The organism is Streptomyces sp. NPDC005483 (assembly GCF_040606035.1).
Taxonomy (GTDB): Bacteria; Actinomycetota; Actinomycetes; order Streptomycetales; family Streptomycetaceae; genus Streptomyces.
The window spans coordinates 131,752-157,162 of record NZ_JBEXEA010000018.1 but is presented as its reverse complement, the minus strand read 5'-3'; the positions used below and the strand labels follow the sequence as shown (position 1 = coordinate 157,162).

At 70.7% G+C, this 25,411-nt stretch carries 19 protein-coding genes, 1 tRNA gene and 3 pseudogenes; 21 read left to right on the top strand and 2 right to left on the bottom strand.

Translation table 11 applies throughout. The features are described from left to right. Window positions 1-69 precede the first annotated feature (69 nt). The 6 genes from ABZT06_RS31405 (at window position 70) to ABZT06_RS31380 (ending at window position 7,171) form a co-directional block, all read left to right on the top strand. On the top strand, window positions 70-657 hold the full coding sequence (locus ABZT06_RS31405; protein WP_355748409.1) for an ABATE domain-containing protein: 588 nt from the start codon (window positions 70-72) through the stop codon (window positions 655-657). A 319-nt stretch (window positions 658-976) separates the two neighbouring features. Beyond that, window positions 977-1,498, top strand: coding sequence for a sigma-70 family RNA polymerase sigma factor (locus tag ABZT06_RS31400; RefSeq protein ID WP_010039908.1), 522 nt, complete (start codon window positions 977-979; stop codon window positions 1,496-1,498). A 47-nt stretch (window positions 1,499-1,545) separates the two neighbouring features. Then, window positions 1,546-2,325 (top strand): zf-HC2 domain-containing protein, encoded by a 780-nt coding sequence (locus ABZT06_RS31395; protein ID WP_355748406.1) that lies wholly within the window; start codon window positions 1,546-1,548, stop codon window positions 2,323-2,325. A 63-nt stretch (window positions 2,326-2,388) separates the two neighbouring features. Next, a complete protein-coding gene (locus ABZT06_RS31390) occupies window positions 2,389-4,845 on the top strand; it encodes a UvrD-helicase domain-containing protein (protein ID WP_355748403.1) in 2,457 nt (818 codons plus the stop codon). A gap of 300 nt (window positions 4,846-5,145) precedes the next feature. Then, on the top strand, window positions 5,146-6,561 hold the full coding sequence (locus ABZT06_RS31385) for an NAD-dependent malic enzyme (RefSeq protein WP_355748400.1): 1,416 nt from the start codon (window positions 5,146-5,148) through the stop codon (window positions 6,559-6,561). A 328-nt stretch (window positions 6,562-6,889) separates the two neighbouring features. Continuing rightward, complete coding sequence (locus ABZT06_RS31380) at window positions 6,890-7,171, top strand: HU family DNA-binding protein (protein ID WP_007382399.1); 282 nt, start codon at window positions 6,890-6,892, stop codon at window positions 7,169-7,171. A gap of 308 nt (window positions 7,172-7,479) precedes the next feature. Here the strand turns inward: ABZT06_RS31380 and murA are convergent, their stop codons facing one another. Beyond that, on the bottom strand, window positions 7,480-8,826 hold the full coding sequence (gene murA / locus ABZT06_RS31375) for a UDP-N-acetylglucosamine 1-carboxyvinyltransferase (protein ID WP_355748396.1): 1,347 nt from the start codon (window positions 8,824-8,826) through the stop codon (window positions 7,480-7,482). A 254-nt stretch (window positions 8,827-9,080) separates the two neighbouring features. Between murA and ABZT06_RS31370 the strand changes: the two genes are divergently transcribed. The 13 genes and pseudogenes from ABZT06_RS31370 to ABZT06_RS31310 all read left to right on the top strand — a co-directional run bounded on the left by ABZT06_RS31370 (window position 9,081) and on the right by ABZT06_RS31310 (window position 23,262). Beyond that, the gene (locus ABZT06_RS31370; protein ID WP_355748393.1) at window positions 9,081-9,653 is read left to right on the top strand and encodes a YqgE/AlgH family protein; all 573 of its coding nucleotides are present in this window, start codon (window positions 9,081-9,083) and stop codon (window positions 9,651-9,653) included. Between the two features lie 97 nt (window positions 9,654-9,750). Further along, window positions 9,751-11,004 (top strand): annotated as a pseudogene (locus ABZT06_RS31365) (transposase). A gap of 15 nt (window positions 11,005-11,019) precedes the next feature. Next, complete coding sequence (locus ABZT06_RS31360) at window positions 11,020-11,298, top strand: DUF3039 domain-containing protein (RefSeq protein WP_057610823.1); 279 nt, start codon at window positions 11,020-11,022, stop codon at window positions 11,296-11,298. A gap of 182 nt (window positions 11,299-11,480) precedes the next feature. Next, window positions 11,481-12,776, top strand: coding sequence for an extracellular solute-binding protein (locus ABZT06_RS31355; RefSeq protein WP_355748389.1), 1,296 nt, complete (start codon window positions 11,481-11,483; stop codon window positions 12,774-12,776). After that, window positions 12,773-13,663 (top strand): sugar ABC transporter permease, encoded by an 891-nt coding sequence (locus tag ABZT06_RS31350; protein ID WP_355748386.1) that lies wholly within the window; start codon window positions 12,773-12,775, stop codon window positions 13,661-13,663. The genes ABZT06_RS31355 and ABZT06_RS31350 overlap by 4 nt, the downstream gene beginning before the upstream one ends. Further along, window positions 13,660-14,493 (top strand): carbohydrate ABC transporter permease, encoded by an 834-nt coding sequence (locus ABZT06_RS31345; protein WP_355748383.1) that lies wholly within the window; start codon window positions 13,660-13,662, stop codon window positions 14,491-14,493. The genes ABZT06_RS31350 and ABZT06_RS31345 overlap by 4 nt, the downstream gene beginning before the upstream one ends. 1 nt (window position 14,494) lies before the next feature. Beyond that, on the top strand, window positions 14,495-16,120 hold the full coding sequence (locus ABZT06_RS31340; RefSeq protein ID WP_355748380.1) for a beta-N-acetylhexosaminidase: 1,626 nt from the start codon (window positions 14,495-14,497) through the stop codon (window positions 16,118-16,120). A 244-nt stretch (window positions 16,121-16,364) separates the two neighbouring features. Next, window positions 16,365-17,258, top strand: coding sequence for an FAD binding domain-containing protein (locus ABZT06_RS31335; RefSeq protein WP_355748377.1), 894 nt, complete (start codon window positions 16,365-16,367; stop codon window positions 17,256-17,258). Then, entirely contained in the window at window positions 17,255-19,006 is a 1,752-nt protein-coding gene (locus ABZT06_RS31330) for a 2Fe-2S iron-sulfur cluster-binding protein (RefSeq protein WP_355748374.1), read from the top strand. The genes ABZT06_RS31335 and ABZT06_RS31330 overlap by 4 nt, the downstream gene beginning before the upstream one ends. Beyond that, complete coding sequence (locus tag ABZT06_RS31325; protein WP_355748371.1) at window positions 19,003-21,315, top strand: molybdopterin cofactor-binding domain-containing protein; 2,313 nt, start codon at window positions 19,003-19,005, stop codon at window positions 21,313-21,315. The genes ABZT06_RS31330 and ABZT06_RS31325 overlap by 4 nt, the downstream gene beginning before the upstream one ends. After that, window positions 21,312-21,440: a hypothetical protein gene (locus ABZT06_RS31320; protein WP_355748368.1), complete on the top strand. Its 129-nt coding sequence runs from the start codon at window positions 21,312-21,314 to the stop codon at window positions 21,438-21,440. The genes ABZT06_RS31325 and ABZT06_RS31320 overlap by 4 nt, the downstream gene beginning before the upstream one ends. Next, window positions 21,440-21,972, top strand: a pseudogene (locus ABZT06_RS31315) (AAA family ATPase). The gene ABZT06_RS31320 and the pseudogene ABZT06_RS31315 overlap by 1 nt, the downstream one beginning before the upstream one ends. Before the next feature lie 132 nt (window positions 21,973-22,104). Next, window positions 22,105-23,262, top strand: a complete 1,158-nt coding sequence (locus ABZT06_RS31310; protein WP_355748365.1) for an SUKH-4 family immunity protein — start codon at window positions 22,105-22,107, stop codon at window positions 23,260-23,262. Window positions 23,263-23,382: 120 nt separating this feature from the next. On the opposite strand, the gene ABZT06_RS31305 is transcribed toward ABZT06_RS31310, so the two are convergent. Next, a tRNA-Cys gene (locus tag ABZT06_RS31305) sits at window positions 23,383-23,454 on the bottom strand. A 214-nt stretch (window positions 23,455-23,668) separates the two neighbouring features. Between ABZT06_RS31305 and ABZT06_RS31300 the strand changes: the two genes are divergently transcribed. After that, window positions 23,669-25,126, top strand: a complete 1,458-nt coding sequence (locus ABZT06_RS31300; RefSeq protein WP_355748362.1) for an MFS transporter — start codon at window positions 23,669-23,671, stop codon at window positions 25,124-25,126. 47 nt (window positions 25,127-25,173) lie between these two features. Further along, window positions 25,174-25,392 (top strand): annotated as a pseudogene (locus ABZT06_RS31295) (death-on-curing protein); the annotation flags it as partial. Window positions 25,393-25,411: the final 19 nt, after the last annotated feature.

Here is a 25,411-nt window from a genome sequence, read left to right as displayed (position 1 = left end):
GTCCCACACAGCCTTCAAGCACCTCACCGACCCCTTACGACCGGGGCACCCCAAGGCGGTGACAGGCACATGGCACTGGGTACGGCCACGGTCGCGTACGAGCTGCGGTTCGACGCCGGACGAATCTGTCTCGACCTCCTCGCGACCACCCACCCCGAGGAACGCCTCGACTCGACGGAGGTGCTCGGCGCCTGGATCGTCGGTTCGGGACTGGTGCCGGAGGGGACGGACCTGACGCACGCGGACCCCTCCTGGCTCGTCGGCTTCCGCGAACTGCGGGGACGTATCGGACAGTTGGTGCGGGGCGGCGCCCCCGGTCACGGCTACGACCTCGCGCTCGCCCACGTCAACGAGGCCGCCCGTGCCGCGCCTCCCGCCCCGCGCGCGGTGCCGGCCGAGGACGGCGCGCTGGTGCGCGAGTTGGACGGTCCGCCGGGCTGCGCGGCACTGCTCGGGGCCATCGCCAGGGACGCCGTAGGACTCCTGACGGACCCGGTCGCGCGGGCCGCGATCAGAGAGTGCGAAGGGGACAACTGCCCCATCGTCTACCTGGATACGTCACGGGGACGCAGGAGGCGCTGGTGCTCCAGTGAGGTGTGTGGGAACCGGGAAAGGGTGGCCCGGCATCGTCGGCGCGCGGCACTCTCGCGCGCCTGACAGGTCGTTATGTCCCTTGTGTGGAGCGGCTGTCGAAGTGATTTCGATTACATCTCGTTTGCCCGCTCAACCTTACGGGCCGTAGTTGCGATCTCGCCCATGTGGTGGAAATGTAAAGATCGCGCGGTGGGAATGTGCGCGCATGTCCTGTCTCGTCACGTCACTCAGAAGAAAACTGTCGTCGCACTTTGAACACCCGACTCCGCACGTCCGTACCCCTCCATGAGCGACCGACTGGGGGAACCCCCGGACATCGGAGGTGGGCGTGCGCAAGGATTCTGTCGTGGCCAATGAACGTGGATCGAGGGCCCGACATCGCATGTCCCAGCCCTCGGAACCTGATGAGGAGCTGATGCGTGCCCTGTACAGAGAGCACGCCGGGCCTCTCCTTGCGTATGTCCTCCGGTTGGTTGCGGGTGACCGCCAGAGAGCCGAGGACGTGGTGCAGGAGACGCTCATCCGTGCCTGGAAGAACGCCGGACAGCTCAATCGAGCGACCGGATCGGTACGCCCCTGGCTGGTGACGGTCGCCCGGCGCATCGTCATCGACGGCCACCGCAGCCGGCAGGCCCGGCCGCAGGAGGTCGATCCGTCGCCGCTGGAGGTCATCCCCGCGGAGGACGAGATCGACAAGGCGCTGTGGTTGATGACGTTGTCCGATGCGCTCGACGACCTGACCCCGGCCCACCGGGAGGTGCTCGTCGAGACGTATTTCAAGGGGCGTACCGTCAACGAGGCGGCCGAGACCTTGGGCATCCCCAGCGGAACAGTCCGTTCGCGGGTCTTCTACGCCCTGCGGTCGATGAAGCTCGCACTGGAGGAGCGGGGGGTGACAGCGTGATGGGTGTTTACGGGGGTAACCAGGGATTCGGCACAGGTGGTTCGGGTATGTCTGGCTCCATGATGGGAACTCCGGTGCCGAACGAGCACGAGACCGTCGGCGCCTACGCCCTCGGGATCCTCGACGACGCCGAGGCGACCGCCTTCGAGGCTCATCTCGCGACCTGCGAATGGTGCGCCCAGCAGCTCGACGAGCTCGCCGGCATGGAGCCGATGCTCGCCGCCCTCGCGGACCTGCCGGGCTCCGGCACCCCCGCGATCGGGGAGTCGCTGTCCGCCAAGCCCAGTCCGCGGATCGTGAACAAGCTCGTCGACGAGGTCGCCGAGCGCCGTGCGCAGAAGCGGCGCCGCAGCTTCTACATGGTCGCGGCCGCGGGCGCGCTGATCATCGGCGGTCCGTTCGTCGCGATGGCGGCGAGCGGCGGCGACTCGGGTGGCGGGGCCAAGCAGGGGCAGGTCCTGGCGGCCACCCCGAAGGAACTCTTCGATTCCATGAGCGACAAGGTGTCCGCGACCGACTCCTCGACCGGCGTCAGCGCGACAGTCGCCATGCAGGAGAAGAACTGGGGCACCTCGCTCGGCCTGGAGCTCAAGGGCGTCAAGGGACCGCTCAAGTGCTCCCTGATCGCGGTCGGCACCAACGGCGAGCGCTGGACGGCCTCCACCTGGTCGGTCGGCAAATGGGGTTACGGCATCCCGAACGGCAAGACCGCGGAGTCCAAGCAGCCGCTCTACATCGGCGGCGCGGTCGCACCGGCCCAGAACGACATCGACCACTTCGAGGTCGTCGACTCCGACGGAAACAAGCTCGTCCAGGTCGACGCGTAACTTCCCGCCGGGGCCCCCTTCGCGTACGGTTGACGGCTGCCCAGCACGTCAGAAGGGGGCCCGGTGGCCGCTCAGGCTCAACCAACTGCGGTCGGCTCGGTTCAGGACTCGGTTCGGGACCGTGAGATCAGCGTCGAACAGGAACATCTGGACCGGGTCTACCGGCGCCTCGAGGAGAAGATCCACGAGGCGGAGTTCCTCATGAGCGACGCCGCCAAGCGTGGCCAGGTCGGCACGCCCGGCGCGCTCGCCGAGCGGGACGCCCAGGTCTTCCGGGCCGGCGTCCACCTCAACCGGCTCAACAACGAGTTCGAGGACTTCCTGTTCGGCCGGATCGACCTGCTCTCCGGCAAGGACGGCAAGAAGGGGCCCGACGGCGCCTACACCGCCCTGGAACCCGCCGAGGGAGCCGTCCGCGAGGACAGCACCGCCGACATCGCGGAGACCCTGCACATCGGCCGGATCGGGGTCCTGGACTCCGAGTACGCGCCGCTCGTCATCGACTGGCGGGCCCCCGCCGCCGCGCCCTTCTACAGGTCCACTCCGGTGGATCCCGGGCGTGTCGTACGACGCCGGGTCATCCGCTCCAAGGGCCGCAAGGTCCTCGGCGTCGAGGACGACCTGATGCGTCCCGAGCTCAAGGCCTTCCTCGACGGCCACGAGCTGCCCGTCATCGGCGACGGCGCCCTGATGGCCGCGCTCGGACAGGCCCGCAGCCACACCATGCGGGACATCGTCGCCTCCATCCAGGCCGAGCAGGACATGGTCATCCGGGCCCCCGCCGCGTCCGTGACGTACGTCGAGGGCGGCCCCGGCACCGGCAAGACCGCCGTGGCCCTGCACCGCGCCGCGTACCTCCTCTACCAGGACCGCCGCCGGTACGCGGGCGGCATCCTCATCGTCTCGCCCACGCCCCTGCTGGTCGCCTACACCGAGGGCGTCCTGCCCTCCCTCGGCGAGGAGGGCCAGGTCGCCATCCGCGCGATCGGCTCCCTGGTCGACGGCGTCGAGGCCACCCTGTACGACTCCCCGGCGGTGGCCCGCGCCAAGGGCTCGTACCGGATGCTGAAGGTGCTGCGGAAGGCGGCGCGGGGCGTGCTGGAGCTGGGCGCCGACGGTACGGCCGCCGGGGCCGCCTCCGGTCGCCGGAGGGCAGCCGGTTCCGGCCGGCCCGACTCCGGGCAACTCGCCTTCGGGGACTTCGGCGACCCCGACGACGGTGCGGGTGGCGGGAACGGCGCCGCCACCGCCGTAGCCCCGCAGCCCCCGGCCGGACTCCCCACCCGTCTGCGCGTCGTCGCCTTCGGGCGGCGTCTGGAGCTGGAGGCGGACGAGCTGGAGCGCGTCCGCCGCAACGCCCTCAGCGGCACCGCGCCCGTCAACCTGCTGCGGCCCAGGGCCCGCAAGCTGCTGCTGGACGCGCTGTGGGCGCGCTCCGGAGCGGGCACCCGGCACACCGATCCGGAGCTGGCCGCCGAGCTGCGGTCGTCGTTCGACGAGGACATCACCTCCGAGGACAGCTTCATCGAGTTCCTCGACGCCTGGTGGCCGGAGCTCACCCCGAAGGCCGTCCTCGCCGCCATGGCCGACGAGCGGCGCCTGGGCCGCTGGGCCCGCCGCATCCTCAACCCCGGCGAGGTCCGCAGGGTCGCCCGCTCGCTCAGGCGTGACGGCCTCTCCGTGCACGACATCGCCATGCTCGACGAGCTCCAGGCGGTCCTCGGCGCCCCGGCCCGGCCGCGGAAGCGGCGTGAGCTGGACCCGCTCGACCAGCTCACCGGCCTGGAGGAGCTGATGCCGGTCCGCGAGGAGTCGCAGCGCGAGCGGGCCGAGCGGCTCGCCCAGGAACGCGTCGAGTACGCCCACGTCATCGTCGACGAGGCCCAGGACCTCACGCCCATGCAGTGGCGCATGGTCGGCCGCCGTGGCCGGCACGCCACCTGGACGGTCGTGGGAGACCCTGCCCAGTCCTCCTGGTCCGACCCCGACGAGGCCGCCGAGGCCCGCGACGAGGCCCTCGGCACCCGCCCGCGGCGCCGCTTCCAGCTCACCGTCAACTACCGCAACCCCTCCGAGATCGCCGACCTCGCGGCCAAGGTGCTGGCCCTCGCCATGCCCGGCGCCACGTCCCCCTCGGCCGTACGGTCCACCGGCGTCCAGCCCCGCTTCACCGTCGTACGCAAGTCGCTCGGGGAGAGTGTCCGCGAGGAGGCCGCCCGGCTCCTCGGCCTCGTCGACGGCACCGTCGGCGTGGTGGTCGCCATGAACCGCCGGGACGAAGCCGCCCGCTGGCTCACCGGACTCGGCGACCGGGTCGTGGCGCTCGGCAGCCTGGAGGCCAAGGGTCTGGAGTACGACGCGACGGTCGTCGTCTCCCCGGCCGAGATCGCCGACGAGTCGCCCGCCGGACTGCGGGTGCTCTACGTCGCCCTCACCCGGGCCACCCAGCAGCTCACCGTCGTCTCGGCGGAGCGCGACCAGCCGGACGCGGAGGGCGTGCCGGATCTGCTGAGAGATTGAACTCTCCGCACGGGAATGGTCTTTCGGGATCCGTTTGTTAGCCTGGATGTGACACCGGCCCGATCCAAGCCCCCGGGCCCAACCTTCGTCGCTACGAGCGACCACTTGCCGCGAGGCGAGCATGGCGGGTCGGTGTCATTGACCTGGTGAGAGGCCCACGTCCATGTGACGTGGGCCTCTTTCGGGTGCCCCCTCCGTGAACAAAACGTCCGCAATCCCGGGCGGCTAACGCCTACTCATCGGTAGGTGCGACCATCGGACGGCATCAGCGCACACAGGTGAAAGCAGAGGAAGTCGGCCATGGCAACGGCGCCCAGCGTCTCCTACTCGATTACGGTCCGGCTGGAGGTGCCCGCGGGTGGTACCGCGGTTTCCCAGATCACCACGGCCGTAGAGTCCCACGGAGGCTCGGTGACCGGCCTCGACGTGACCGCCTCAGGCCACGAGAAGCTCCGGATGGACGTCACCATCGCGGCGAGCTCCACGGCCCACGCCGACGAGATCGTCCAGCAGCTGCGCGGCATCGAGGGCGTCACCCTCGGCAAGGTCTCCGACCGTACGTTCCTGATGCACCTCGGCGGCAAGATCGAGATGCAGTCCAAGCACCCCATCCGCAACCGTGACGACCTCTCGATGATCTACACCCCGGGCGTGGCCCGCGTGTGCATGGCGATCGCCGAGAACCCCGAGGACGCCCGCCGCCTCACGATCAAGCGCAACTCCGTTGCGGTCGTGACGGACGGCTCGGCCGTGCTGGGCCTGGGCAACATCGGCCCCAAGGCCGCCCTGCCGGTCATGGAGGGCAAGGCGGCCCTCTTCAAGCGGTTCGCCGGCATCGACGCCTGGCCGCTGTGCCTGGACACCCAGGACACCGACGCGATCGTCGAGATCGTCAAGGCGATCGCCCCCGGGTTCGCCGGCATCAACCTCGAGGACATCTCCGCGCCCCGCTGCTTCGAGATCGAGGCCCGGCTGCGCGAGGCCCTCGACATCCCGGTCTTCCACGACGACCAGCACGGCACCGCGATCGTCGTCCTCGCCGCCCTGACGAACGCACTTCGCGTCACGAGCAAGGCGATCGAGAACATCCGGGTCGTCATGTCCGGCGCCGGCGCGGCCGGTACGGCCATCCTCAAGCTGCTGATCGCCGCCGGCGTCAAGAACGCCGTCGTCGCCGACATCCACGGCGTCGTGCACGCCGGCCGCGAGGACCTCGTGGACGCCGCTCCGGGCTCGGCGCTGCGCTGGATCGCCGACAACACCAACCCCGAGAACCTGACCGGGACGTTGAAGGAGGCCGTCCGCGGCGCCGACGTCTTCATCGGTGTCTCGGCTCCCAACGTCCTGGACGGCGCCGACGTGGCCGCCATGGCCGAGGGTGCGATCGTGTTCGCGCTCGCGAATCCCGACCCCGAGGTCGACCCGGCGATCGCCCGTCAGACGGCGGCCGTGGTGGCCACCGGCCGCTCCGACTTCCCCAACCAGATCAACAACGTGCTGGTCTTCCCGGGTGTCTTCCGCGGTCTGCTGGACGCCCAGTCCCGCACCGTCAACACGGAGATGATGCTCGCGGCCGCGAAGGCCCTCGCGGACGTGGTGACCGAGGACGAGCTGAACCCGAACTACATCATCCCGAGCGTCTTCAACGACAAGGTCGCGGGCGCGGTCGCGGGCGCGGTGCGGGACGCGGCGAAGGCCGCGGGCGCGACGGCGTAGGGGTCCTCGTCCGGTCTCCCGGCCGCGCGTCTACAGTGGTCGTCGTATGTTTGTTCGGCTGTGAGGATTGCCACGGCGGTTCTCCGGCCCGGCGCGTCGCGAAACCGGGCGCTTCGCGCCACCCTCTAGGGTGGCGCCACGCCCAGGCCTCTGTTCGTGTGACCCCCTAGGGTGTTCATACGAGTCCTACGGGTGCCGGATTGGCTTTCCCGCAGCAGGTAGGGGCAGGATGCGTCCCTGGGCGCGAGCGCATCGGCTTCGCTGTGCCTCGTGTGCGGCACCGCCGCGAGGCACACCCCAACGGCAAGAAGAACACGGGAGTAACAACATGAACCGCAGTGAGCTGGTGGCCGCGCTGGCCGACCGCGCCGAGGTGACCCGCAAGGACGCCGACGCCGTTCTGGCCGCGTTCGCCGAGACCGTCGGCGAGATCGTCGCCAAGGGCGACGAGAAGGTCACCATCCCCGGCTTCCTGACCTTCGAGCGCACCCACCGTGCCGCTCGTACCGCGCGCAACCCGCAGACCGGTGACCCGATCCAGATCCCGGCCGGCTACAGCGTCAAGGTTTCGGCGGGCTCCAAGCTCAAGGAAGCCGCCAAGGGCAAGTAAGCACTCCGCTGTGAGCGCCGGGTGACTGCGGACCGTCCTACGGCTGACGGTACCGCCGTGGCTGGTCGCGCAGTTCCCCGCGCCCCTGAGGGGCGCACAGCACAACGCCGATGGGGCGGTCACCCGGACTCGGGTGACCGCCCCATCGGCGTTCGTACGACTGCAGCGGCTACCCGAGCGCCTTGCCCGGCGGTTCCACCTTCGCGCCGAGCTCCACGAGCTTCTCCATGCTGTGTCTGCCCGGGGGATGACCCCCGGACCGCCGGCCGGGAGCCAAGCCGCCCTGAAGCGGCGCGGCGAGGCTGGGGTCAGCCGAGTGCCTTGCCCGGCAGTTCCACCTTCGCGCCCAGCTCCACGAGCTTCTCCATGAAGTTCTCGTAGCCGCGGTTGATGAGGTCGATGCCGTGGACCCGGGACGTGCCCTGGGCGGCCAGCGCCGCGATCAGGTACGAGAAGCCGCCGCGGAGGTCGGGGATGACCAGGTCGGCGCCCTGGAGCTTGGTGGGGCCCGACACGACCGCCGAGTGCAGGAAGTTGCGCTGCCCGAAACGGCAGTTCGAGCCGCCCAGGCACTCGCGGTAGAGCTGGATGTGAGCACCCATCTGGTTCAGCGCGGAGGTGAACCCGAGGCGGGACTCGTAGACCGTCTCGTGGATGATCGACAGGCCCGTGGCCTGGGTGAGGGCGACCACCAGCGGCTGCTGCCAGTCCGTCTGGAAGCCCGGGTGCACGTCCGTCTCCAGCGCGATGGACTTCAACTGGCCGCCGGGGTGCCAGAACCGGATGCCCTGGTCGTCGATCTCGAAGGCACCGCCCACCTTGCGGTAGGTGTTCAGGAACGTCATCATCGAGCGCTGCTGGGCACCGTGGACGTAGATGTTGCCCTCGGTCGCCAGCGCCGCGGACGCCCAGGAGGCGGCCTCCAGGCGGTCCGGCAGGGCGCGGTGGTTGTAGCCGCCGAGCCGGTCCACACCCGTGACGCGGATGGTCCGGTCGGTGTCCATCGCGATGATGGCGCCCATCTTCTGCAGGACGCAGATGAGGTCCTCGATCTCCGGCTCCACCGCGGCGTTCGAGAGCTCGGTGACACCCTCGGCGAGGACCGCCGTCAGCAACACCTGCTCGGTCGCGCCCACGGACGGGTACGGCAGCGTGATCTTCGTACCCCGGAGCCGCCGCGGCGCCTCCAGGTACTGCCCGTCCGCGCGCTTCTCGATCGTCGCGCCGAACTGCCGCAGCACCTCGAAGTGGAAGTCGATCGGCCGGCCGCCGATGTCGCAGCCACCGAGACCGGGGATGAAGGCGTGTCCCAGGCGGTGCAGCAGCGGACCGCACAGGAGGATCGGGATCCGCGACGAACCCGCGTGGGCATCGATGTCAGCGACGTTGGCGCTCTCGACATGCGTCGGGTCCATCACCAGCTCGCCCGGTTCCTCACCCGGACGGACCGTCACCCCGTGCAGTTGCAGCAGACCGCGTACGACGCGCACGTCTCGGATGTCCGGAACGTTGCGCAGTCGACTCGGCTCGCTGCCCAGAAGGGCGGCGACCATGGCCTTCGGTACGAGGTTCTTCGCACCGCGGACACGGATCTCGCCCTCCAGCGGGGTTCCGCCGTGGACAAGCAGTACGTCGTCAGAGCCGTTGACGGTCATGTATCTCGCGTTCCGATGAGTCGGGCAGGGGCCAGAAGGGTCAAGGGTAATGGCCGCCCACCCCCCTTCTGTAAGCCCAAGTGCCGCCCAGTCACGTCATAGCTCTGTCACAACACGGGCCGTCTCCTGTCGGGCACATGCCGTCACCGGCGCCCAGCGTGCGCGTGGGGCGCACTGGTGCGCTCTGAGCTGCGTCCCCTCCCGAACAGGCATTGGCTCCCCACGCGGAGGGAAGATGCGGGATCATGTCTGGCATGACCGAGGTGTCCTCGCTCACAGGGCGGTTGCTCGTGGCAACGCCCGCCCTGGCGGACCCGAACTTCGACCGCGCGGTGGTGCTCCTTCTCGACCACGACGAGAAGGGTTCGCTCGGCGTGGTCCTCAACCGCCCGACCCCGGTGGACGTCGGCGACATCCTGGAGGGCTGGGCCGACCTCGCGGGCGAGCCCGGTGTCGTCTTCCAGGGCGGCCCGGTCTCCCTGGACTCGGCCCTGGGGGTCGCCGTCATCCCCGGAGGCGGGGCGGTCGACGGGGCTCCGCTGGGCTGGCGCCGGGTGCACGGCGCGATCGGCCTGGTCGACCTGGAGGCCCCGCCGGAGCTGCTCGCCTCGGCCCTCGGCAGCCTGCGCATCTTCGCCGGTTACGCCGGCTGGGGCCCCGGTCAGCTGGAGGACGAGCTGGCGGAGGGCGCCTGGTACGTCGTGGAGTCGGAACCCGGCGACGTCTCGTGCCCGTCCCCGGAAAGACTCTGGCGCGAGGTCCTGCGCCGCCAGCGCAACGAACTGGCGATGGTGGCCACCTACCCGGACGACCCTTCGCTCAACTGAGGCGGGCAGGACGCCTACATCCTGTAGATCACTCTTTCGGGCGCTTGTGGATCTGTTCGCATGCCCTCCCCGAGTGTCGGGACATAGCGTCACGAACATGAAGTTGGTCGTGCAGGTAAGGCTGTCGCCGACGCCCGAGCAGAGGGCCGCGCTCGAGGCGACTCTGCGTGCTTGCAATGAAGCGGCGACCTGGGCCAGCGGCGTGGCCTTCGAGAAGGACGTTAAGAGGAACTTCGCGCTGCGCGAGCACACCTACGGTGAGATCAAGGCGCGGTGGCAGCTGGGTGCCCAGGCGGCTCAGCACGTGATCAAGAAGACGTGCGATGCGTACGCCACGTTGAAAGCGAACTTACGGGCTGGAAATCTGGGTGGGCCCGGATCTAAGCGCTATCAGAAGGCCTCGGGGAAGCCGATTGCTTTCAGGCCTGAAGGCGCTCAGCCGTATGACGACCGGATGCTGTCCTGGCAGTTCCATGAACGGCGAGTGTCCGTTTGGACCGTTTCCGGGCGGCTGAAGGATGTGGCGTTCACGGCGAGCGCCGAGCAGATGACCACCCTGGCTCTGTACCGCAAGGGCGAGTCCGATCTCGTCGTCAGGGACGGCATGTGGTTTCTGCTGGCCACCTGTGAGGTGCCAGAGGCGCCGTTGAATGCGGATCCGGTGGACTTTCTCGGTGTGGACTTGGGAATCGCAAACATCGCGACCACGTCCGACGGCGCGATCGTGTCTGGTCGGGAGCTCAACAGAATCCGCGCGCGGGAGCGCGGTCTGCGGCAGAAACTGCAGAAGAAGAACACTTCGTCCGCCAAGCGCCGCCTGAACAAGCGCAGGCGTAAGTAAGCGCGGCGAGCGCGGGACATCAACCACAAGATCGCCAAACATGTGGTGGCCGAGGCAGAACGCACCGGTCGCGGAATCGCCCTGGAAGACTTGACGGGCATCCGCGAGCGGGTACGGCTTCGCAAGCCCCAACGGGCCACCCACTCCAGCTGGGCATTTGCCCAGCTAGGACAGTTCATCGCGTACAAGGCCCGCCGGGCGGGGGTGCCGGTGGTGCACGTCGATGCGGCGTACACCTCCCGCACCTGCGCCGAATGCGGCCACGTGGACAAGGCGAACCGGGTCTCCCAGGCCCGGTTCGCGTGCCGGTCCTGCGGATTCGTTGATCACGCGGACCGGAACAGCTCCCGCAACGTCCGCGCACGCGCGTGGGAGTTGTGGCGACGCGGGGCCCCATCAACGGCCTCTTTCTCATCACCGCGTCAGCGGGGTGGGGCTGGACGCAAACGCAGCACCATCGCCAGTGGTGCTCGTTGTGCAAGCCGGGGATCCATAGTTCCCGGCGGTTGATTACCCTTGGTCTTTATGAGCACTCTCGAGCCCGAGCGCGGGACTGGTACGGGGACCCTCGTAGAGCCGACGCCGCAGGTGTCCCACGGTGACGGCGACCACGAGCGCTTCGCCCACTACGTCCAGAAGGACAAGATCATGGCGAGCGCCCTCGACGGGACCCCCGTCGTGGCGCTGTGCGGCAAGGTGTGGGTGCCCGGCCGCGATCCCAAGAAGTACCCCGTGTGCCCCATGTGCAAGGAGATCTACGAGTCCATGGGTTCCGGGGACGACGACAAGGGCGGCGACAAGTAGGCGGGCCGCCCGCCTGAGCTTCACAGGGCCCCCGGGGTGCGTACGACGCGCCCCGGGGGCCCTGTGCGTGTCACGGATTGGTTGAGACCTCTTGTGGGCGTGTTCATGCAAGCCATAACCTCCGTTGCGTTGAGCGAAACAGTCATTGCACATGTTGCAACGTGCGCCCGGAGGATCACTCCATGAAGCTCTCCCCCCACCTTCCCGCCCTGCTGCTGGCCGCCCTGGTCGTCACCGCCTGCGCGCCCCAGACCTCCTCCAACTCCTCCTCCGACAAGGACGACAAGACCGGCACCCTGCGGGTCTGGCTCTTCCAGGAGGTCGGCAACAAGCCGAAGGAGAAGGTCGTCGACACCGTGGTCGCCGCCTTCGAGGAGGCGCACAAGGGAACCAAGGTCGACGTCGAGTACATCCCGGTCGAGACCCGCGCCCAGCGCGTCAAGGCCGCCTTCAACGACCCGTCCTCCGCGCCCGACCTGATGGAGTACGGCAACACCGACACCGCCGGCTATGTGAAGGACGGCGGACTCCTCGACGTCACCAAGGAGTTCGGCGCCTGGAACGAGGCCAAGGACACCGACCCCACGGCGAAGACGTCGGTCACCGTGGACGGCAAGGTGTACGGCTCGCCCTTCTACGTCGGCGTCCGCGCGCTGTACTACCGGACCGACGTCTTCCGGCAACTCGGACTCGAAGTCCCGAAGACCATGGCCGAGTTGGCCACCACCGCCCGCAAGATCCGCGCCGCCAGACCCGAGTTGTACGGCCTCGTCGTCGGCGGCGCCTACACGTACGGCGCGATGCCCTTCATCTGGGCCAACGGCGGCGAACTCGCCACCGGCAAGGGCGGCTCGTACGCCTCGGCGATCTCCGGCGCGGCCGCGCAGAAGGGCATCAAGGAGTACACCTCGCTCTTCACCGACGACAACTGCCCCGCCGCCAAGTGCGCCGGCATGGGCGGCAACGACACGATCACCGCGTTCGCCGCCGGCAAGGCCGGGATGGCGATCGGGGGCGACTTCAGCCATACGGCGGTGGAGGCCGGGAAGGTCAAGGGCAGGTACGCGGTGGTGCCGCTGCCGGGAGTCGCCGCGGGATCGATCGCTCCCGCGTTCGCCGGCGGCAACAACATCGGGGTGCTGAAGAGCACCTTGCACCGGACGCTGGCGGTCGACCTGATGGAGCAGCTCACGTCGAAGAAGACGCAGGCGTCCATGTTCGACGCGATGGGGTTCCTGCCGACGTTCGCGGACGTCCGGCAGCAGGCCGCGGCCGAGCAGCCGTACGTCAAGCCGTTCGCGCAGACCCTCGCGGCCGGGACCAAGTTCGTGCCCGCCTCGCCCGCCTGGTCGCAGATCGACTCCTCGCTGGTGCTGCCGACGATGTTCCAGGAGGTCGTCAGCGGCAAGAAGGGGGTGGCGGCGGCCTCCGGGGAAGCCGCGAAGAAGATGAACGACGCGTTCGGCTCCGCCGGGTGACCTCAGTGACCGACCGTGCCACCCGGACCCCCTGGGTCTATCTCGCCCCCGCCCTCGTCGTCCTCGGCGGGTTGCTCGTCTACCCCATCTACCAGCTCGGCCTGATCTCCTTCTTCCAGTACACCCAGGCCCAGGTCAGCGGCGGCCGGCCGGCCACCTTCCAGGGGTTCGGCAACTACTCCGCGCTCTTCTCCGACCCGCAGTTCTGGCAGGTGCTGCTGGCCACGGTGCTGTTCGCGGCGGGTTGTGTCGTCTCGACGCTCGCCGTGGGGTGCGCGCTGGCCGTGCTGCTCACGCGCGTGCGTGCCGTGCCGCGGCTGGCGTTGATGCTGGCCGCACTCGGGGCGTGGGCGACGCCGGCGGTGACCGGGTCGACGGTCTGGCTGCTCCTGTTCGACCCCGACTTCGGCCCGGTGAACCGGCTGCTGGGACTCGGCGACCACTCCTGGACGTACGGCCGGCTCAGCGCCTTCCTCCTCGTCCTGCTCGAAGTCGTCTGGTGCTCCTTCCCGTTCGTGATGGTCACCGTCTACGCCGGGATCAGGGCCGTCCCGTCCGAGGTGCTGGAGGCGGCCGCGCTGGACGGGGCCTCGCAGTGGCGGATCTGGCGGTCGGTCCTCGCGCCGATGTTGCGGCCGATCCTGACCGTCGTGACCATCCAGTCGGTCATCTGGGACTTCAAGGTCTTCACCCAGATCTACGTCATGACCAACGGCGGCGGCATCGCGGGCCAGAACCTCGTCCTGAACGTCTACGCCTACCAGCAGGCGTTCGCCTCCTCGCAGTACGGCCTCGGCTCGGCGATCGGCGTCGTGATGCTGCTGATCCTGCTCGCCGTCACCCTCGGACACCTGCGGCTGCTCCGCCGCCAGGGGGAGGAACTGTGAACCTTCTACGGCGCCCCTGGCGGACGGCCGCGGAGGCCTCGGCGCTGCTCATCGCCCTGGTGGTCGCCTTCCCCCTCTACTGGATGGTGCTCAGCGCCTTCAAACCGGCCGGGGAGATCGAGTCGGCCGAGCCCCGGCCCTGGACCCTCACGCCCTCGCTGGATTCCTTCCGGCGCGTGTTCGGGCAGCAGGATTTCGGTCGGTATTTCGTCAACAGCCTTGTCGTCGCGTGCAGTGTCGTGATCGTCTCGGCGTTGATCGCGTTTCTCGCGGCGACCGCCGTGACACGATTCCGCTTCCGCTTCCGGACCACCTTGCTGATCATGTTTCTGGTGGCCCAGACGGTGCCCGTGGAAGCCCTCACCATCCCCTTGTTCTTCCAGATGCGGGACTTCGGTCTGCTCAACACGCTGGGCTCGCTGGTCCTGCCGCACATCGCCTTCTCGCTGCCCTTCGCGATCTGGATGCTGAGGGGGTTCGTGAAGGCCGTACCGGAGGCTTTGGAGGAGGCCGCGTACATCGACGGGGCGAGCCGCGCGCGATTTCTGTGGCAGATTCTGTTCCCGCTCGTCCTGCCCGGCCTGGTGGCCACGAGCGTGTTCTCCTTCATCTCGGCCTGGAACGATTTCCTCTTCGCCAAGTCGTTCATCATCAGCGACACTTCGCAGTCGACGCTGCCGATGGCCCTGCTGGTCTTCTTCAAGCCGGACGAGCCGGACTGGGGCGGGGTCATGGCCGCCTCGACGGTGATGACGATTCCGGTGCTGGTGTTCTTCGTACTAGTACAGCGACGCCTGGTCTCGGGACTGGGCGGAGCGGTCAAGGACTGACATGGCTGAACTGATTCCGACGGCGCGCGACGTCAGCGCCGGTTCCGGCGAGGTGCGGCTGACGGCCCGCTCCCAGGTCCACGCCGGTACCGGCACGGAGGGCGTCGGCCGCTGGCTGCGCGGCGTCCTGTGGCAGGCCACCGGGCTGCCGCTGCCCGAGGCCCGCGAACAGGGCGACACCGGGGGCGACGGCATCGGGCTGCGACTCGCCCCGGAACTGGGCCCGGAGGAGTACCGCCTCGTCAGCGACGAAACCGGCGTCCTCATCGAGGGCGGCAGCGCGGCCGGAGTCTTCTGGGGCGCCCAGACGCTACGGCAACTCCTCGGCCCCGACGCCTATCGCAAGGCACCCGTCGGCGGCGACCGCACCTGGGCCGTGCCGCACCTCACGGTCCGGGACGCCCCGCGATTCCGCTGGCGCGGCCTCATGCTCGACGTCTCCCGGCACTTCATGCCCAAGGAAGGTGTCCTGCGCTACCTCGATCTGATGGCCGCGCACAAACTCAACGTCTTCCACTTCCACCTGACGGACGACCAGGGCTGGCGCGTCGAGATCAAGAGGTACCCCCGGCTCACCGAGGTGGGCTCATGGCGGGCGCGTACCAAATTCGGCCACGGGGACTCGCCACTGTGGGAGGAGAAGCCGCACGGTGGCTTCTACACCCAGGACGACATCCGGGAGATCGTCGCCTACGCCGCCGAGCGGCATATCACCGTCGTCCCCGAAATCGACGTACCCGGACACTCGCAGGCGGCCATCACCGCGTACCCGGAACTCGGCAACACCGATGTCATCGACACGTCCTCCCTCACGGTCTGGGACAGCTGGGGCATCTCTCTGAACGTACTCGCCCCCACTGACAACACCCTTCGCTTCTACGAGGGGGTGTTCGAGGAACTGCTGGAGCTGTTCCCCTCCGAGTTCATTCACATCGGCGGTGACGAATGCGCCAAGGAGCAGTGGCGGGAGTCGCCTTCGGTCCAGGCCCGGATCGAGGAACTCGGCCTCGCGGACGAGGACGAGTTGCAGTCCTGGTTCATCCAACACTTCGACAAGTGGCTCTCCGCGCGCGGGCGCAGGCTCATCGGCTGGGACGAGATCCTGGAGGGCGGGCTGGCCGAAGGAGCGGCGGTCTCGTCCTGGCGCGGCTACGCGGCCGGCATCGCGGCCGCCCGCGCGGGCCACGACGTCGTCATGTGCCCTGAGCAGCAGGTGTACCTGGACTACCGGCAGGACGCGGGCGGGGGCGAGCCGGTCCCTATCGCCTACGTCCGCACCCTGGAGGACGTCTACCGGTTCGAGCCGGTGCCACCGGAGTTGACGCCCGAGGAGGCCGCGCACGTCCTCGGCGCGCAGGCCAACGTGTGGACGGAGGTGATGGAGGACCAGGGGCGCGTCGACTACCAGACCTTCCCCCGGCTGGTGGCCTTCGCCGAGGTGGCCTGGAGCGCTCTGCCCGCCCCCGCGGAACGGGACTTCGCCGACTTCGAGCGGCGGATGACCGCCCACTACGAGCGGCTCGACGCCCTGGGGGTCGGCTACCGGCCGCCCACGGGCCCACTGCCGTGGCAGAAGCGGCCCGGAGTGCTGGGCCGGCCCATCGAGGGGGCGCCCCCGAACAAGTAAGGGAAAAAGACCTCAAGCGTCACCGAAGAGTGTCAATCGTCATGTGCGGGTGATCACGTACGAAAACGGACCATCTCCCTGATGGGGCGGGCGAAAGCCGCCGAACGACTCCTAGCGGACCCCTGTCTTCGGGTGTTGCGAAGATGTGCCAGAGTTGCCACGTCCGCCCTGTCAGCACGTACCGTACGGCAGCAACAGGCAGGACCAGCAGGACCAGGTGGGGCAGCGGGAAGGGGCAGCCGGTTTGACCACGCACACACCGCAGGCGGCGCAGGCCGTCACGCTGCCCACGACACTGGACGAGGCCGTGGCGGCGCTCACCACCATGCCCGCCGCCGTGCCCGTCGCCGGCGGCACCGACCTGATGGCCGCCGTCAACTCCGGACAGCTCAGGCCCGCCGCCCTCGTCGGCCTCGGCCGGATCAGCGAGATCCGCGGCTGGCAGTACCAGGACGGGCACGCCCTGCTCGGCGCGGGACTCACGCACGCGCGTATGGGCCGCCCCGACTTCGCCGCCCTCATCCCCGCCCTCGCGGCCGCCGCCCGCGCCGCGGGTCCGCCCCAGATCCGCAACGCGGGCACCCTGGGCGGCAACATCGCCTCTGCGGCCCCCACGGGCGACGCGCTGCCCGTCCTCGCCGCCCTCGAAGCCACGCTGATCATCGCGGGCCCGGACGGAGCCCGCCGGGAGATGCCGGTCTCGCACCTGCTGGCCGGCATGGAGATGCTCCGCGCCGGCGAACTCATCGGCTTCGTGCGCGTGCCGCTGCTGCACGCTCCGCAGGTCTTCCTCAAGGTCACAGGGCGCACCGGCCCGGGCCGCGCGATGGCCTCCGTCGCGCTGGTCCTCGACCCGGCCCGGCGCGGGGTCAGATGCGCCGTCGGTGCCATAGCGCCGATGCCGCTGCGGCCCCTGGACGCCGAGCAGTGGGTCGCCCGGCTCATCGACTGGGACAACAACCGCGCGATCGTCCCGGAGGCCCTGGAGGCCTTCGGCGAGTACGTCGCCGCGGCCTGCATCCCCGATCCGGCACCGGCGCCGGACGGCTCCGTGCCGCAGCATCCGCCCGCGGTACTGCACCTGCGGCGCACCGTCGCCGCGCTTGCCCGACGAGCACTGGGGAGGGCACTGTCGTGACCGACGACCAGCACGGAGAGGGCACGCCCCGGGCCGCAGGCCGCTGGGACCCGCTCCCTCAGGGTGACTACGACGACGGCGCGACCGCCTTCGTGAAGCTCCCCGAAGGGGGCATCGACGCCCTCCTGGCCTCCGCCGACAGCCCGCTCGCCGCGCCCGGTCACGGCTATGTGCCGCCGCAGATAACGGCCGCGCCGGGCGACGCGACCGACCCGGCGGGCACGGGCAGCTGGGCCGTGCCGGCCGAGGGCGCGCAGTGGCCCGACCCGAGCACCCTGCCGCAGGGCCACACCGGGCAGTTCACGTACAACCCCGCGACCACCCAGCAGTGGCACGTCGAGGACACCGCGGCCGCGCCCGCGCCGGGCCACGACGTCACCGGCCAGTGGTCGATCCCCGTGGCCGGCGGCGACCTCCCGGACGAATCGGGCGAGTTCACCACATCCTCCCTGGTCGAGCAGTGGGGCGGTACCCCTCCGGCGACCCTGCCGGGCGGTGCGGCAGCCCCCTGGGCGACCCAGCCGTGGGGTGACCAGCCCCAGGGCGGCCCGGGAACGGGGCCCGAGCACGGCGGACCGGCCGGGGAACGGCACGCGCACCCGCCGCACGGTGACGTGCACGGCGGCTTCGACGGCCACAGTGGTCCGGTCGGCGACGCACACGCCCACGTGCCCGCGGCCGAGGCACCGGGCGCCGAGGCCGACGAGCGGCACGGTGACGCGCACGCCCCGGCGGACGAGGCGCCCCCCGGCTCCACGCACCCGCACACCGACGGTCGCGGCATCGCTCTCCCCGAGCCCCCCGACGCGGCCCAGCCCCACGACCCGGCCGAGCCCTACCCGGACAGCACCTCCGCAGCCGCCTCACAGCCCTCGTCCGGCCCCGGTGAGGCGCCGGTGGCCCTCCGGGGCCCCGAGGGCGCCGAAGAGGCCGTAGAAGCCGCTGACGGCCTCGCCGAGCACGGTGGCGAGCCTGGTGCCGAGCACGGTGTCGAGCACGCTCCGGCCGAGGGCGACGACGAACCCTCGCCCGAGGCCACCGAGGAGCGCGCCGCCGACCCCGGTGAGAACCCGGACGACCAGGCCCCCGCGCATCCCGGCGAGGAACACCCCCTCGCCGCCTACGTCCTGCGCGTCAACGGCGTCGACCGCCCCGTCACCGACGCCTGGATCGGCGAGTCGCTGCTCTACGTGCTGCGGGAGCGGCTCGGGCTCGCCGGCGCCAAGGACGGCTGCTCGCAGGGCGAGTGCGGGGCGTGCAACGTCCAGGTCGACGGACGGCTCGTCGCCTCCTGCCTGGTGCCCGCCGTGACCGCCGCCGGCAGCGAGGTCCGTACCGTCGAGGGTCTCGCCGAGGACGGCCGGCCCTCGGACGTGCAGCGGGCGCTCGCCCGGTGCGGCGCCGTGCAGTGCGGCTTCTGCGTGCCCGGCATGGCGATGACCGTGCACGACCTGCTGGAGGGCAACCCCGCGCCCACCGAGCTGGAGACCCGCCAGGCGCTGTGCGGCAACCTCTGCCGCTGCTCCGGCTACCGGGGCGTCGTCGACGCCGTCAAGGAGGTCGTCGCCGAGCGCGAGGCCCACGCGACGGGCGACGGTGAGACGGACGGCGACGAGGCACGTATCCCGCATCAGGCGGGCCCCGGAGGCGGAAGCGTCCACCTTTCGGCGTTCGAGTCCCCGGGGTTCCCGGGCACCGCCGGACCACATGAGGCGTACGGACAGGGACAGGACGGAGGCCAGGCGTGAGCAACGAAGCCGCCACCGCGACCACCGCCGCGGAGGCAGCAGCACCCGCCCCCGAGCCGATTCCGCACGGCATCGGCGTCTCCCTGCCGGCCGCCGACGCGCGCGCGAAGACCGAGGGCACCTTCCCGTACGCGGCCGACCTGTGGGCCGAGGGACTGCTGTGGGCGGCCGTCCTGCGCTCCCCGCACGCGCACGCGCGGATCGTGTCCATCGACACCTCCCACGCGCGTGAGATGCCCGGAGTCCGCGCGGTCGTCACCCACGAGGACGTGCCCGGCAGCCCGGTGCACGGCCGCGGCAGGGCCGACCGCCCGGTCTTCGCCTCCGAGGTCGTCCGCCACCACGGCGAGCCCATCGCGGCCGTCGCCGCCGACCACCCCGACACCGCGCGGATGGCCGCGGCCGCCGTCATCGTCGAGTACGAGGTCCTCGACCCGGTCACCGACCCGGAGCAGTCCTTCGAGGCCGAGCCGCTGCACCCCGACGGCAACCTGATCCGGCACATCCCGCTCCAGCACGGCGACCCCGCCGCGACCGGCGAGATCGTCGTCGAGGGCCAGTACCGCATCGGCCGCCAGGACCCCGCGCCCATCGGCGCCGAGGCCGGTCTCGCCGTGCCCCGCCCCGACGGCGGCGTCGAGCTCTACCTCGCCTCCACCGACCCGCACACCGACCGCGACACGGCAGCCGCCTGCTACGGCCTGGAACCCGAGCGCGTCAAGGTCGTCGTCACCGGCGTCCCCGGCGCCACCGCCGACCGCGAGGACCAGGGCTTCCAGCTCCCGCTCGGCCTGCTCGCGCTCAAGACCGGCTGCCCGGTCAAACTGACGGCCACGCGCGAGGAGTCCTTCCTCGGCCACGTCCACCGCCACCCCACCCTCCTGAGATACCGCCACCACGCCGACGCCGAGGGCAAGCTGGTCAAGGTCGAGGCGCAGATCCTGCTGGACGCGGGCGCCTACGCCGACACCTCCTCGGAGGCCCTGGCCGCCGCCGTGGGCTTCGCCTGCGGGCCGTACGTCGTCCCGAACGCCTTCATCGAGGGCTGGGCCGTGCGCACCAACAACCCGCCCTCCGGCCACGTCCGCGGCGAGGGCGCCATGCAGGTGTGCGCCGCCTACGAGGCGCAGATGGACAAGCTGGCCAAGAAGCTGGGCGTCGACCCGGCCGAACTGCGCCTGCGCAACGCCCTCGCCACCGGTGACGTACTCCCGACCGGCCAGACGGTCACCTGCCCGGCCCCGGTCGCCGAACTGCTCCAGGCCGTACGGGACTTCCCGCTGCCCGCGCTGCCCAAGGACACCCCCGAGGACGAGTGGCTGCTGCCCGGCGGCCCCGAGGGCGCGGGAGACCCGGACGCGATCCGCCGGGGCGTCGGCTACGGCCTCGGCATGGTGCACATGCTCGGCGCGGAGGGCGCGGACGAGGTCTCCACGGCGACCGTACGGGTCCAGGACGGCGTCGCGACCGTGCTCTGCGCGGCCGTCGAGACCGGCCAGGGCTTCACCACACTGGCCCGCCAGATCGTCCAGGAGACCCTCGGCATCGACGAGGTGCACGTCGCCCCCGTCGACACCGACCAGCCCCCGGCAGGCCCGGGCGCGCGCGGCCGCCACACCTGGGTCTCGGGCGGCGCGGTGGAACGCGCGGCCAAGATGGTCCGCACCCAGCTCCTGCAGCCCCTGGCGCACAAGTTCGGCATGTCCACCGAACTGCTCCAGATCACCGACGGCAAGATCACCTCGTACGACGGCGTCCTGTCGACGACCGTCACCGAGGCCATGGACGGCAAGGAACTGTGGGCCACCGCACAGTGCCGCCCGCACCCGACGGAGCCCCTCAACGAGATCGGCCAGGGCGACGCCTTCGTCGGCATGGCGTTCTGCGCGATCCGCGCGGTGGTCGACGTCGACATCGAACTCGGCTCGGTCCGCGTGGTCGAGCTGGCGCTCGCCCAGGACGTCGGCCGGATCCTCAACCCCGCCCAGCTGGAGGCCCGTATCGAAGCGGGCGTCACCCAGGGTGTCGGCATAGCGCTCACGGAGAACCTGCGCAGCGCGCGCGGGCTGATCCGCCACCCGGACCTCACCGGGTACGCCCTGCCGACGGCGCTTGACGCGCCGGAGATCCGGATCGTCAAGCTCGTCGAGGAGCGGGACGTGGTCGCCCCGTTCGGCGCGAAGGCGGCCAGCGCGGTACCGGTGGTCACCTCGCCGGCGGCCATCGCCTCCGCCGTACGCGCCGCCACGGGCCGTCCCGTCAACCGGCTTCCGATCCGCCCGCAGGCCGCGGTGGTGACGGACCGGTGAGCGCTCCCGGCCAGGAGCCCCGCGAGTACGAACCGCCGCCCGGCCTGGGCAAGTTGGCGCTGTGGATCCTGCTCTTCGTGGTCGCGGCGATCGTGGTCGTGGTGGGCGGCGTGTACTTCACGTGATGCGCGGGGTCGTCCTGGTCACGGGGGTGATGGCGGCCGGGAAGTCGACGGTCGCGCAGGCGCTGGCGGAGCGGCTGCCTCGGGCGGCGCATGTGCGCGGGGACGTGTTCCGGCGGATGATCGTGTCGGGGCGCGAGGAGTACGCACCCGGGGCCTCGGCGGAGGCTTCCGCCCAACTGCGCCTGCGCCATCGGTTGTCGGCGGCGACCGCGGACGCGTACGCCGAGGCCGGCTTCACGGCCGTCGTGCAGGACGTGGTGCTGGGCGAGGACCTGACGGCGTACGTCGGGCTGGTCCGGACCCGGCCGCTGCACGTCGTCGTCCTCGCGCCGGACGCCGGGACGGTGGCCGCCGGGAGGCGGGCCGGACGAAGACGGGCTACGACGACGAGGTCTGGACGATCCCCGCGCTGGACGAGGCGCTGCGGACGTCGACTCCGCCGATCGGCCTGTGGCTGGACACCTCCGCACTGACCCCGGCCCAGACGGTGGAGGCGATTCTCGCGGGGCGGGAACGCGCGAGGGTGCTGTGACGTCTCCTTGGTACGGGGGCGTTGTCAGTGGTGGCGCGTAGTGTTTCGAGCAGTGGGGGACGAGCGCGGGCCCGACGGGCCGGCCGTGCCGTACCCGGCCAGGGGACTGCGTACGAAGCACACGGGGGAGCCATGAGCACGACCGATGCCGCCGTAGCGGCGATCAGACTGACCGAGGACGAACTGCAGCCGTACATCTCACATGTGTCGACCCGCCGCTGGCTCAGCGGCCCCGGACTGCCCGGCGACAGCGACCTGTTCACCTTCGAGGAGCTGCGCAGGGAGGGCCTGCGGACGGTCGCGGACTCGACGGCCGACCTGGCCGGACTGCTCAGCGAGGAGCTGCGCGGCCAGCTGGTCATAGGCGGACTCACGGACCTGCGGGGCAGGGAGACGGAGTCGGTCCTGCTCGACGGGGTCACGGGCGAGGTCTCCACGACGGCGTTCTTCCACGCCCGCCCCGGCCTGATGGACCGCACCCCCCTGGCCCCGTCGCTCCCCACCCTGGTCCGCTTCGCCACGGCGACGGACGAACTGACCGAGGTGCGCGGCCAGTTCGCCGCCTACGCCGGCCGCTTCGGTCCTACGGCGGTGGAGGACGCGACGCGCCAGCTGCTGACGGTGTTCGAGGAGGGCACGGGCGGCGAGGTGCCGACGTTCTGGAAGATCGCGGCCCTGATCCGCCCCCTGGCCCTGGTCGCCGGCCCGGGCACGGACTCCGGCCTGGCCCTGGACCTTCCGCCGCGCCTCCTGGACCACGAGTTCGGCCGGAACAGGGTCGCCCGCTTCGAGGACATCGACTTCCCCGCCACGCTGACGCACGCCCCGACCCGCCGCTTCCTCGCCGAGACGGGCCTGCCCGAGGACGGCGTCCTCTTCCACACCGACCCGGACGCCCCGCTCCCGACCCTCGCGGAGCACCGTGCCGACACGCCGGCCACCCTCCCGCCCCGCGCCGAACACCTGATCGTCCTCGGCCACCTGATCGAGGACAACACCCTGGTCGTCGACGGCGCGACGGGCGCGGTCCTGAACTGGAGCGAGCGCGAAGGCACGCTCCACCCCCTGAACACCGACATCTCCACGCTCGCCTTCACCCTCTGGCTGCTGCACCGTGAGCGCCGCATAGACGAGTCACTCGCCCACGAGCTGACGAACACGCTGTACGTCCAGGTCGCCAAGACGATGATCCGCGCCCTGTCCACGATCGACCCCACGGGCACGACGACGGACGCGGACTGGCACTACTGGACGGAGCTGTTCCAGGACGAGGCGGGCGGGGTGCTCTGACCGACCGGGCGGTCGCGACCAGGATCTCGTCGAGCGGCCGGGCTTGGGCCGCGTACCGGATGCAGGGACAGCCGAAGGAGGCGGCAACCTCTGAACGAGGTGCCGCCCCTTCTCACACAGAGGCCGTGGCGGGAATTGAACCCGCGTACCTCGCTTTGCAGGCGAGTCCCTGAGCCACTCGGGCACACGGCCGGGTCGGTGGAGCGTGGGGCTCCTGCCGAGCTCGGTGGGACGACCGTACGGCGGGGCCGGGGGAGGGCTCAAGGGGATCGTGGGGGCTGCAACGGGACTGCCACACGCCGTTCATGAACGGGACCGGGCCGGGGTGGTCGTACGACCAAGGTCTCAGGTCGAGGCGGGCTTTCGACAGGGGTCAACGGGGGCTGTGGCCCTTACTCTGGCGGGCATGGCAGTGCTGGAACCGCGTGACGCCGGTGTCACCGACGAACCTGAGGTCCTGTCCGTCAGCGAGGTGGGGGAGGGGGTGCTGGGGCGTTCGTACCGGGCGCTGAGCATCGGCATCGTGTCCGTCGTGCTGCTCATCGCGTTCGAGGCGACCGCCGTGGGGACCGCCATGCCGGTCGCGGCGCGGGAGCTGGACGGGGTCGCGCTGTACGCGTTCGCGTTCTCCGGGTACTTCACCACCAGCCTGTTCGGGATGGTGCTCGCCGGGCAGTGGGCGGATCGGCGGGGGCCGCTCGGGGCGTTGAGCGGTGGGATCGCCGCGTTCGCCGCCGGGCTGCTGTTGTCCGGGACCGCCGGCGCGATGTGGCTGTTCATTCTCGGGCGGGCCGTGCAGGGGTTCGGCGGTGGGCTGGTCATCGTGGCGTTGTACGTCGTCGTCGGGCGGGCCTATCCGGAGCGGCTGCGGCCCGCGATCATGGCGGCGTTCGCGGCGGGCTGGGTGGTGCCGTCGATCGTGGGGCCGCTCGCGGCCGGGGCGGTGACCGAGCACCTCGGGTGGCGGTGGGTGTTCGTGGGGATACCCGTGCTGGTGGTCTTTCCTCTGGTCCTGGCCCTTCCGCAGATACGGCGGCGGGCGTCCGGACCGGTCGGCGACGGCGACGGGCAGGCATCCTTCGACCGGCGCCGCATCCGGCTCGCCCTCGGGATCTCGCTCGGCGCCGGGCTCCTCCAGTACGCCGCCCAGGATCTGCGTCCCCTCTCCCTGCTCCCCGGCCTCGCGGGCGTGGCCCTGCTCGTCCCGGCGGTGCTCGGGCTGCTCCCGCGCGGCACGTACCGGGCGGCGCGCGGGCTGCCCTCCGTCGTGCTGTTGCGCGGGGTGGCCGCGGGGTCCTTCGTCGCCGCCGAGTCCTTCGTGCCGCTGATGCTGGTGACCCAGCGGGGGCTGTCGCCGACGCTGGCCGGGTTCTCGCTCGCGGCGGGCGGGGGGACGTGGGCGCTGGGGTCGTGGCTGCAGTCGCGGGCGGGGGTGGAGCCGTACCGGGAGCGGCTGATGACCGTGGGGATGGTGCTGGCGGCGGCCGCGATCGCCGGTGCGCCGAGTGTGCTGATCCACTCCGTGCCGGTCTGGATCGTCGCCGTGGCCTGGGGCTTCGGCTGCTTCGGGATGGGGCTGGTGATCTCCTCCACCAGTGTGCTCCTGCTGCATCTGTCCGCCCCGGAGGAGGCCGGGACCAACTCCGCCGCCCTGCAGATCTCCGACGGCCTCTCGAACGCGGTCCTGCTGGCGGCGGGCGGGGCGGCGTTCGCGGCCCTTGGGGGTGGGACGGTGAGCCATACCGTGAGCGAGGCTTCCGGCTCGCAGCATCCGGTGGCCTTCGCGGCGGTGTTCCTGCCGATGGCGGGGGTGGCGTTGGTGGGGGCGTGGGTGACGACCCGGCTGCATGCCAAACCGGAGTGACACCAAGTGGTACCACCTAATTCGAGTGCATCAGGCGAGCCTCCGGTTCACGGTCCCGGTCGAGTGTGTTCGGACAGGACGCCTGTCCGGACGTGTGACAGAAGGCCGCGGGGCTGATGGAGTCCCACGCCCGCAACCACATGAACGGCCACCCGCTGGACGCGGACTTCGACGTCGACGAGGCCGAGCAGTTCGTGCTGGACGTCTGCCAGGGCCGCCTGGACGTACCCAAGATCGCGGCTCATCTGCCGCGTTTCGCACGGTGACTGTGACCTCGGTCCCACC